Origin of the sequence: Dokdonella sp. (assembly GCF_035703485.1) — a bacterium.
In the GTDB taxonomy this organism is placed as follows: domain Bacteria; phylum Pseudomonadota; class Gammaproteobacteria; order Xanthomonadales; family Rhodanobacteraceae; genus Dokdonella.
Map to the genome: position 1 here is coordinate 1 of NZ_DASSYD010000032.1, position 8,710 is coordinate 8,710.

Below are 8,710 nucleotides of genomic sequence, written 5' to 3' on the forward strand. Positions count from 1 at the left end.
GCAGATGTGCAGCCCGATGCGATGCTGGTATTGGGCGATACCAATAGCTGCCTGGCAGTGATCCCAGGCAAACGCCGCAAGATTCCGATTTTCCACATGGAGGCAGGCAATCGGTGTTTCGACATGCGCGTGCCGGAAGAAATCAATCGGCGCATCGTCGATCACACCGCCGACATCAACCTCACCTATAGCGACATCGCCCGAGAATACCTGCTAGCCGAAGGCCTGCCGCCTGATCGAGTCATCAAGACCGGTAGCCCGATGTGCGAAGTGCTGGCGCACTATGCGCCGCGCATCGAAGCCTCGGACGTGCTGCAACGACTGGGCCTGGAAAGAGATGGATATTTCGTGGTCAGCGCGCATCGCGAGGAGAACATCGACTCCGACCGCAACTTTCTGGGTTTGATCGACGTGCTCAACGTGGTTGCCGCCACGCGTGGCTTGCCGATGATCGTGTCCACACATCCACGAACGCGCAAGCGCATTGATGCCATGGGGATCGAGCTAGACCCACGAGTGCAACTGTTCAAGCCACTCGGCTTCAGCGACTACGTGCAGTTGCAGCGACAGGCCAGGGCAACGCTGTCGGATAGCGGCACCATCAACGAGGAAGCCTCGATCCTCAATTTCCGTGCGCTCAACCTGCGCGACGCGCATGAGCGCCCGGAAGGTATGGAGGAGGCCGCGGTGATGATGGTCGGCATGAACGCCGAGCGGGTGATGCAAGGCCTGGCAATTCTCGAATCGCAGCCGACCGGCGACGAGCGCCTGTTGCGGCAAGTAGCCGACTACAGCATGCCGAATGTGTCCGAGAAAGTGGTTCGCATCATCCACAGTTATGTGGATTATGTGAATCAGGTGGTATGGAGGCGGTGAGCAAACCAGCCTTGAGTGACGACAAGCTTGCAGCCACTTCTTCCGCGGGCGCGAAAAAGATCCTGTTTCACTACCCGGTATTGAATCGTGGCGGCGCTGAAAAGTCGTTGCTGCGTCTGATGGCTGGGCTTGCAAGCCGTGGCCATGAGGTTCACCTGGTTTTGACCAGCGCGGGTGGTGCGCTGGAATCCGAGATTGATCCCCGGATAGCGCTCTATCATCTGCGCAGCATCAGAACCTGGGGATTGGGCAATGGTGGTGCCGTGCGACGTGCATTGATGTGGCCGGTGCGTGGACTGCGCTGGATGGTTGCCAGGTTGCAGGAAGTCCAAAACCGCAGACAGTTCCAGCGCATGACTTTCGATGCCGCGTTTGCCGGGCTTACGGGCTTGTCGCCGGACTTCATTTGCACTTCTGTGCGGGCTCGCAAGCGCTTCGTATTTGTCCGAAACGACCCGGCAGTTGATTTCACCGGTCGATGGGCCAGGCGCATTTGTGACTTTCACGATCAGATCGATGCGTATGTCTGTGTTTCAGACTACGTCAACAAGGCGATGGCCACCCGCTTCCCCGAGATCGCAGGAAAGTTGACCACTGTCTACAACCTGCTCGACGCGAAGAGCATGCGGGCCAAGGCAGCGGTGGCCAATAATCCGTTCCCGGAAACTATCGGTATTTTGCGTGTGTTGAGCGTCTGTCGCCTGCAGGAAGTGCCGAAGGCGTTGCTGCGGATGGTGGAAGTGCATCATCGACATCCTCGATGTAGGCTTGCCACATATATGGCATGTGCTTGGTGATGGCCCGAACCGAACTTTGCTCGAAAGGGCCGTGTTGGAGCAGGGTGCAACGGAGACATTCAAGCTGCTGGTGACGTTGCCAACCCGTTTCCGTATTACAAGCATGCGGATATTTGCGCCGTGATTTCCCACTTTGAAGGCTTGTCCGGGGTTGTCAACGAAGCTCGCGTAATGGAACGTCCGGTGATCGCAACCCGGTTTTCCGGTATCGAAGAGCAGATCACAAGCGGCGTGAATGGATTGATCGTGGAGCAGAATGTGGATGCCATCGTCGAAGGAATTGCAACGCTCCTGGTCGATTCAAACCTTCGCCAGCGGTTGGCCAGCGGCGGCTACCCCAGTGGGATTCTTGATGATGACGGGAAGGTTGAAGCTTTGGTTCGTTTGATGGGGTGACTTGCACGCTTTCGGCCATGCGCCAGTAGAGCGACGAGCTCTCCGGAAAAAAGTTTCTTATAGTTGACATTATGAGATGTTTGTCTATCATGAGAAACGATTTTTAATCGATGTTGAGGGCAAGGCCTCACTTGGCATGACAATAGTTGCCACACCCGAGGCACGAGCGGTCGACTTGGGCGGTGCGCTTCGCGCGCGCCGAAAGTCGCTTGGTATCAGCATGATCGCTGCGGCGGAAGCCGCCGGTATATCCAGAGTTACCTGGCATCGCCTTGAAAAAGGCGAGATCACTGTTGCCTGGGGTTCCATGCTGGCTGCTGCCGCTGTTCTGGGTATGGCGCTATCGTTCGAGAACGATACGGTCGCCGAGAGCTTGAGCGAAACGCCACCCAATCTCCAGGATTGGCTACCTTTGCACATACGGCTGAAGGACTACCCCGGGTTGCGCAGTCTGTCCTGGCAGGTTCGGGAAGGTCTGGATGCGCTTGGTCCACGAGAAGCGTGGGAAATCTACGAGCGCAACTGGCGACATCTGGATTCCGCCGAGATTTCGCCAAGCGAGCAAGCGCTGATCCAGGGGTTGCGCCGAACATTTGATCGAACTTTTAATGATGTTTGATCGTGCGCACCATCAACGTGTCGCGTATGTGCTTTCGAGCCTGGATGGAGATCTGCTGCGCGACCATCAATGCTGGTTTGGCGGCGGCACTGCCATCGCGCTGTTGCAAGGCGAATTCAGGGAGTCAGTCGACATCGATTTTCTGGTGTCGGATCTGGTCGGTTACCGGGAACTGCGAATGCGTCTGCTTGGCGCCCGGGATCTTTCGGCGTTGACGCGAGCTGATGCTGATTCGATTGCTTTCAATCGTGACATCCGGATAGACCAGTATGGCATCCGGACATTTCTAAACGTGCAGGGTGCAGCGATCAAGTTCGAGATCGTGAATGAAGGGCGGATCCAATTTGAAATGCCGACAGTCGCAGATAGAGTGTGCGGTGTAACAACGTTGACGCGAGCGGATCTTGCCGCGAGCAAGTTGCTGGCGAATTCGGATAGATGGAACGACGATAGCGTGTTTGCGCGGGATGCGATTGACTTGGCGATGCTCGACTTGCCGCCGCGCAAACTCAGGCCGGCGTTGGGCAAGGCGATGACTGCCTATGGTTCAGTCGTAGTGACTGACATGGAAAAGGCATTGGCATCGTTGCGTGAAAGACCAGACTGGTTGCGCAGATGCATGCTCGCGCTTTCGATCACGCTGCCACCCGCTGCCGTGCAACAGAAGCTCAGATCACTGGCACGCCGCCTCGCGACAGTTGCGGAGGCTTTGGCTTGAGCATCATCCTGTTTGCCAATACCGATTGCTATCTCTACAACTTCCGCCACTCACTGGCTGTGGCCTTGTGCGAGGCCGGCCACGAGGTGCTGCTGATCTCGCTGCCCGGTCCGAATGGCGAAAAGCCGCGTGAATAGTTTTATCGTTGCGCAAGACATCAATGCGATTCGCAAAGGGCTTCGGGTGCTCATCGAGAATCCAAGGTTGCGGGAGAAATTGGCTCGTGGCGAATACTTGCGAGAACTGCTGGACGAGGACTTGAAAATCGACACACTGCTGAGATTGATCGGCAAGGCCACTCCCGCCGAGTCCGCCGTGCGATGAAGATTCTCATTATCGCCGGTTTCGCCGACTCGATCATCACGTTCCGTGGTGACCTGATCCGTGCCATGCAGGCTCAGGGGTGCGAGGTGCACGTTGCTGCACCGGAGGTTGCGTCCTCGCCACGCACGCAGGGGACGCTAGCTGCGATGGGAGTTCAACTGCACGAAATCCCGCTGGCGCGCACGGGCACCAATCCCTTCGCAGATATCCGTCTTTCATGGAGGCTGTTCCGGCTTATGCGCAACCTGCGCCCGGACATGGTGTTGGGCTACACGATAAAGCCGGCGGTATATGGCTCGATTGCCGCATGGCTGGCTCGCGTGCCGCGCCGGTATGTCTTGATGACGGGTTTGGGCTATGCCTTCACCAACGGGCGCGGCGGACTGCTGCCGCTCTTGATCCGTTCACTTTATGCCTTCGCGATTGGCCGCACGCACAAAGTATTCTTCCAGAATGGTGATGATCAAAAGCTGTTCCGCTCACTCAACATGCTGCCGGATCGCGTAGGCTCCGTCGTGATCAACGGCTCAGGCGTCGACACTGACCATTACGTTCCAGTCCCGCTGCCATCGACGACAGTGAACTTCCTGATGATCGGCCGTTTGCTCGGTGACAAGGGTGTGCGTGAGTATGTGGCGGCAGCGAAAACAGTCAAGGCACGCTACCCACAAGTGCGCTTCCGACTTGTCGGCTGGATCGATAGCAATCCGGATGCAATATCACAATCCGAACTGGATGCCTGGATCGCAAGCGGAGTGATTGAGTTCGGCGGAAAGTTGGACGACGTTCGCCCCGCGATCGCCGATTGCACTACTTACGTCTTGCCGTCGTACCGGGAAGGCACCCCAAGGACTGTGCTTGAGGCGATGGCGATGGGGCGGCCCATCATTACGACCGATGCACCCGGTTGTCGCGAAACCACGGTGGATGGCGACAATGGATTTCTGGTACCCGTGGGCTCGGAGGATGCGCTGGTTCAAGCCATGCTCCGCTTTGTCGAAGTGCCAGAATTGGCTACTCAGATGGGACAGAGGTCACGCATGATCGCGGAAGAAAAATACGATGTGCGCAAGGTCAATGCGATCATGCTGCGGGAAATGGGAATAGTTGCTCACGCACAAACAGGAATTGCGAGCCGGTGAACGCACGACTTTTGGAAAACCTGGTGACGCATGTCCGTTCGATTTACGGCGACGGCTTCATCCCGCTGCATCGTCCGGTGTTCGAGGGCAATGAGAAGCAGTACCTGGTTGACTGTATCGATTCCAACTTTGTGTCTTCCGTGGGTGCCAAGGTCACCGAGTTCGAACAGCAGATCGCCGATTTCACCGGTTCCAGATACGCCATTGCCACGGTCAACGGTACCGCTGCCCTGCACGCCGCCTTGCAGCTCGCCGGCGTCGGTCAGAACGATGAAGTGATCAGCCAGGCCCTGACCTTTATCGCAACTTGCAATGCGCTGAGCTACGCAGGTGCCAGGCCCGTCTTCGTCGATGTGGACCGCGACACCCTGGGCATGAGTCCGGTCGCACTGCGGAGTTTCCTTGAACAGCATGCCGAACGGCGCGACGAGGGCTGCTACAACAAATCCAGCGGTCGTCGCATCGCTGCCTGTGTGCCAATGCATACTTTCGGTTTCCCGTTGCGCATTGAAGAGATCGCCAGACTCTGTACCGAGTACGGCATCATCCTGGTGGAAGATGCCGCAGAGTCGCTGGGCAGCTATGTCGGCGAACGCCATACAGGCAACTTCGGCAAGCTGGCGACGCTCAGCTTCAACGGCAACAAGGTCATCACCACCGGCGGCGGTGGCATGATCATCACCAATGACGAAGCACTGGCCAAACGTGCCAAGCATCTGACCACCACGGCCAAGGTTCCGCACCCCTACGAGTTCGTACACGACGAGATCGGCTACAACTACCGCCTGCCCAATCTCAATGCGGCACTGGGCTGCGCGCAGATGGAACGCCTGGCGAAGATGCTGGCGATCAAGCGCGGAGTGGCGCAAGGCTATCGGGAATTCTTTGCTGGCACCGATATTCGTTTTGTCGAGCCATTGACTGGTAACACCGCAAACCACTGGTTGAACGCCATCGTGCTTGGCTCCGAAGAGGAGCGTGATGCATTCCTGCAATTCACCAATAGCCGCGACGTGATGACGCGTCCGGTCTGGCGCCTGATGTCGCGCCTGCCCATGTTTCAAGACTGCCAGAATGATGGGCTCGAGAACTCACGCTGGCTGGAGGCCAGGGTGGTGAATCTCCCTTCCAGTGTTCCTGAAAGCGAATTCGAGAGGTTGCGTGGGTGAACATTCTTGAGCTGATCGGCCGTACAGAGCCGCTGTTTGAAACCGATATCCGCAACCACGAGGCCGAGTTGTCCGGCCTGGTCCGATCCAGCCGTTTCCTGGTCATCGGCGGCGCTGGCTCGATTGGTCAGGCGGTTACGCGGGAGATTTTCAAGCGCAAGCCGCGTGCATTGCACGTGGTCGATATCAGTGAAAACAACATGGTCGAGCTGGTGCGCGATATTCGCAGCACGCTTGGCTACATTGATGGCGATTTCCGAACATTCGCCATCGACTGCGGTTCGCGTGAATTCAATGCCTTGATGCAGGCCGGGAGCAGCTACGAATACGTTCTCAATCTGTCCGCACTGAAGCACGTGCGCAGTGAGAAGGATCCTTTCACCTTGATGCGCATGATCGAGGTGAACGTGCTGAACACGATTTCCACGATTGCCAAAGCTGAGGCTGGCGGTGCGCGCAAGTACTTTTGCGTTTCCACCGACAAGGCCGCCAACCCGGTCAACATGATGGGTGCGAGCAAGCGCATCATGGAGATGTTCCTCATGCGCGCCAGCGAGTCACTGCCGATCTCGACCGCGCGCTTTGCCAACGTCGCGTTTTCTGATGGCTCACTGCTACACGGCTTTAACCAGCGTTTCGCCAAGCACCAGCCAATTTCGGCACCGAACGATGTGCGGCGCTACTTCGTCACCCCGCAGGAATCTGGCGAGCTCTGTCTGAGTTCGTGCCTGTTGGGCGACAACCGCGATATCTTCTTTCCCAAGCTCAGCGAGCAACTGGACCTGACCCGGTTTTCCGATATCGCGGTCCGCTACCTGCAGGCGCTGGGGTTTGAAACCTTCGAATGCACCAGTGAAGATGAAGCCCGCGATCGCGCGCCCGAGTTGATTGCGACCAAGCGATGGCCTGTCTATTTCTTTGCCAGCGATACCACCGGCGAAAAGGATTTCGAGGAATTCCATACCGGCGCGGAAACGCTTGATATGCAGCGATTCACCAGTATCGGCGTCATCAAGAATGAACCGGACTACGATGCGGACAAGCTCGAAACCTTCCTCACGACTATTCGTTCGCTGCGAGCGCAGCCGACCTGGGACAAACCCGAGCTCGTGGACTTGTTCAACCACATGATTCCGGAGTTCCAGCACAAGGAAACAGGCAAATACCTGGACGGACGGATGTAATGCAGCGACTTCTCGATATCGTGCTTTCCGCGTTCGCCTTGCTGGTGTTCTCGCCTTTCCTGGTGCCGATTGCCATCATCCTGCGACTGACAGGCGAGGGTGAGGTGTTCTACGTGCAGCAGCGCGTCGGCCGCAATGGTGATCTGTTTGGTCTGTACAAATTCGCGACCATGTTGAAGAACAGCCCCAGCATCGGCACTGGCACAGTGACAGTCAAAGGCGATCCACGCGTGCTGCCGATCGGTCGTTTCCTGCGCAAGACCAAGCTCAACGAATTGCCGCAGTTGCTCAATGTCTTGAAGGGAGAGATGAGCATCATCGGTCCACGGCCACAGACGCAGCGTTGTTTCGATGCATTCCCGCAAGCTTCGCAGGCGGAGATCATCAAGGTGCGGCCCGGCCTGTCCGGCATCGGCTCGATCATCTTCCGCGACGAAGAGGAGTTGATGCACGCAAGCGCCGAGCCGGAGCGTTTCTATGACGAGGTGATCATGCCTTATAAGGGCGACTTGGAAGAGTGGTACGTTGCCCGCCAAAGCCTGCGTACCTACTTGCTGTGCATCCTTGCGACGGTTTGGGTGGTGGTGTTTCCGAAGTCCCGCTTCGTAAGGCGGACGTTTCCCGATTTGCCGAAGCCCCCGGTTGCGCTAGCGGATTTGATTTGAGCCCTCATGAAGAAGACGGATGTCTATCGGCAAGTCGCGGACCTGCATGCAAAGTGCCTCGACAAGGGCTTTCTTGCGACCCTCGGCACGCGATTTCTGACCCTGATGTACCGGGCCATTGATGAAGCGGCCGACAGCGTATTGCTGATCGAGGAAAAGGATGGTCGTGTGTTGGGGTTCATTTCGGGCGCCAGGACAACAGGCTCAATCTACCGGCATATGCTGCGATATCCGTTTCGGCTGAGCGTGGCGCTGTTTCCGGTTCTGGTCAGGCCACGTGCCTTGATCCGCATTTTTGACATCCTGCGCTACGGGCGCAACGAGTCCCATCTCGATCCTTCCCCCGACGCAGAGTTGCTGAGCATCGCTGTTGTGCTCGACGCACGAGGTTCGGGTGTTGCACAGGCCCTGTATCGACGTCTGGCTGCATACTTTCATGAGCAGGGTGTCGGCGCTTTCAAGATCAGCGTCGGTGCCTCGCTGGCCGCTGCGCACCGCTTCTATTCGAAAATGGGCGCCAAACCAGTCGGTACGCAGGAGGTTCATTCCGGCGAAGCGTCTGTTGTCTATTTGCATGATTTGGCAGCACGATCCGAACCGATCGAGGGATTCGTAGGCCGATGATGAATCGACGGATCACTCAGGCGGTGGCTGATACCAACGAATGCGCTACCTGATGGTAAGCGTCCGCCCACCTCACCTACTCACCTGAACCGATAGCTGCTGCGATCCGCACTCCTGTGAATGAATGGAGAGTGGCAATGTCGAGCAAGCGCGTAATGTGGGCGGAACGGATTGAGGCCTGGCAGCGAAGCGGTTT

Annotated in this window: 11 protein-coding genes and 1 pseudogene; all 12 read left to right on the plus strand. The window is 57.3% G+C overall.

The features are described 5' to 3' along the window. The coding region (locus VFN25_RS02565) for a UDP-N-acetyl glucosamine 2-epimerase (RefSeq protein WP_325138498.1) at positions 1–876 on the plus strand (876 nt) is incomplete at its 5' end. After that, on the plus strand, positions 873–1,673 hold the full coding sequence (locus tag VFN25_RS02570) for a glycosyltransferase (protein WP_325138499.1): 801 nt from the start codon (positions 873–875) through the stop codon (positions 1,671–1,673). The genes VFN25_RS02565 and VFN25_RS02570, both read left to right, overlap by 4 nt. A gap of 51 nt (positions 1,674–1,724) precedes the next feature. Next, positions 1,725–2,069: pseudogene (locus VFN25_RS02575) on the plus strand (glycosyltransferase); the annotation flags it as partial. 136 nt (positions 2,070–2,205) lie between these two features. Next, entirely contained in the window at positions 2,206–2,688 is a 483-nt protein-coding gene (locus tag VFN25_RS02580) for a helix-turn-helix domain-containing protein (RefSeq protein ID WP_325138502.1), read from the plus strand. Further along, positions 2,678–3,406 carry a nucleotidyl transferase AbiEii/AbiGii toxin family protein gene (locus VFN25_RS02585; protein ID WP_325138504.1) on the plus strand — a complete coding sequence of 243 codons (729 nt, stop codon included), beginning with the start codon at positions 2,678–2,680 and terminating at the stop codon, positions 3,404–3,406. Before VFN25_RS02580 ends, VFN25_RS02585 begins: the two co-directional genes overlap by 11 nt. After that, positions 3,403–3,543 carry a hypothetical protein gene (locus VFN25_RS02590; protein ID WP_325138506.1) on the plus strand — a complete coding sequence of 47 codons (141 nt, stop codon included), beginning with the start codon at positions 3,403–3,405 and terminating at the stop codon, positions 3,541–3,543. The genes VFN25_RS02585 and VFN25_RS02590 overlap by 4 nt, the downstream gene beginning before the upstream one ends. Beyond that, complete coding sequence (locus VFN25_RS02595) at positions 3,536–3,730, plus strand: hypothetical protein (protein ID WP_325138508.1); 195 nt, start codon at positions 3,536–3,538, stop codon at positions 3,728–3,730. Before VFN25_RS02590 ends, VFN25_RS02595 begins: the two co-directional genes overlap by 8 nt. Then, positions 3,727–4,872, plus strand: a complete 1,146-nt coding sequence (locus VFN25_RS02600; protein ID WP_325138510.1) for a glycosyltransferase family 4 protein — start codon at positions 3,727–3,729, stop codon at positions 4,870–4,872. Before VFN25_RS02595 ends, VFN25_RS02600 begins: the two co-directional genes overlap by 4 nt. A gap of 23 nt (positions 4,873–4,895) precedes the next feature. Continuing rightward, the gene (locus VFN25_RS02605) at positions 4,896–6,041 is read left to right on the plus strand and encodes a LegC family aminotransferase (protein WP_325138512.1); all 1,146 of its coding nucleotides are present in this window, start codon (positions 4,896–4,898) and stop codon (positions 6,039–6,041) included. Continuing rightward, a complete protein-coding gene (locus VFN25_RS02610; protein ID WP_325138513.1) occupies positions 6,038–7,225 on the plus strand; it encodes a UDP-N-acetylglucosamine 4,6-dehydratase in 1,188 nt (395 codons plus the stop codon). The genes VFN25_RS02605 and VFN25_RS02610 overlap by 4 nt, the downstream gene beginning before the upstream one ends. Continuing rightward, entirely contained in the window at positions 7,225–7,890 is a 666-nt protein-coding gene (locus tag VFN25_RS02615; protein WP_325138515.1) for a sugar transferase, read from the plus strand. Before VFN25_RS02610 ends, VFN25_RS02615 begins: the two co-directional genes overlap by 1 nt. Before the next feature lie 6 nt (positions 7,891–7,896). Then, a complete protein-coding gene (locus tag VFN25_RS02620; protein ID WP_325138517.1) occupies positions 7,897–8,514 on the plus strand; it encodes a GNAT family N-acetyltransferase in 618 nt (205 codons plus the stop codon). Positions 8,515–8,710: the final 196 nt, after the last annotated feature.

What these genes read in the sequence shown, in the direction of transcription:
- VFN25_RS02620 (WP_325138517.1), top strand. Translation starts at nt 7,897, where the DNA reads ATGAAGAAGACGGATGTCTATCGGCAAGTCGCGGACCTGCATGCAAAG.
- VFN25_RS02600 (WP_325138510.1), top strand. Translation starts at nt 3,727, where the DNA reads ATGAAGATTCTCATTATCGCCGGTTTCGCCGACTCGATCATCACGTTC.
- VFN25_RS02615 (WP_325138515.1), top strand. Translation starts at nt 7,225, where the DNA reads ATGCAGCGACTTCTCGATATCGTGCTTTCCGCGTTCGCCTTGCTGGTG.
- VFN25_RS02585 (WP_325138504.1), top strand. Translation starts at nt 2,678, where the DNA reads ATGATGTTTGATCGTGCGCACCATCAACGTGTCGCGTATGTGCTTTCG.
- VFN25_RS02580 (WP_325138502.1), top strand. Translation starts at nt 2,206, where the DNA reads ATGACAATAGTTGCCACACCCGAGGCACGAGCGGTCGACTTGGGCGGT.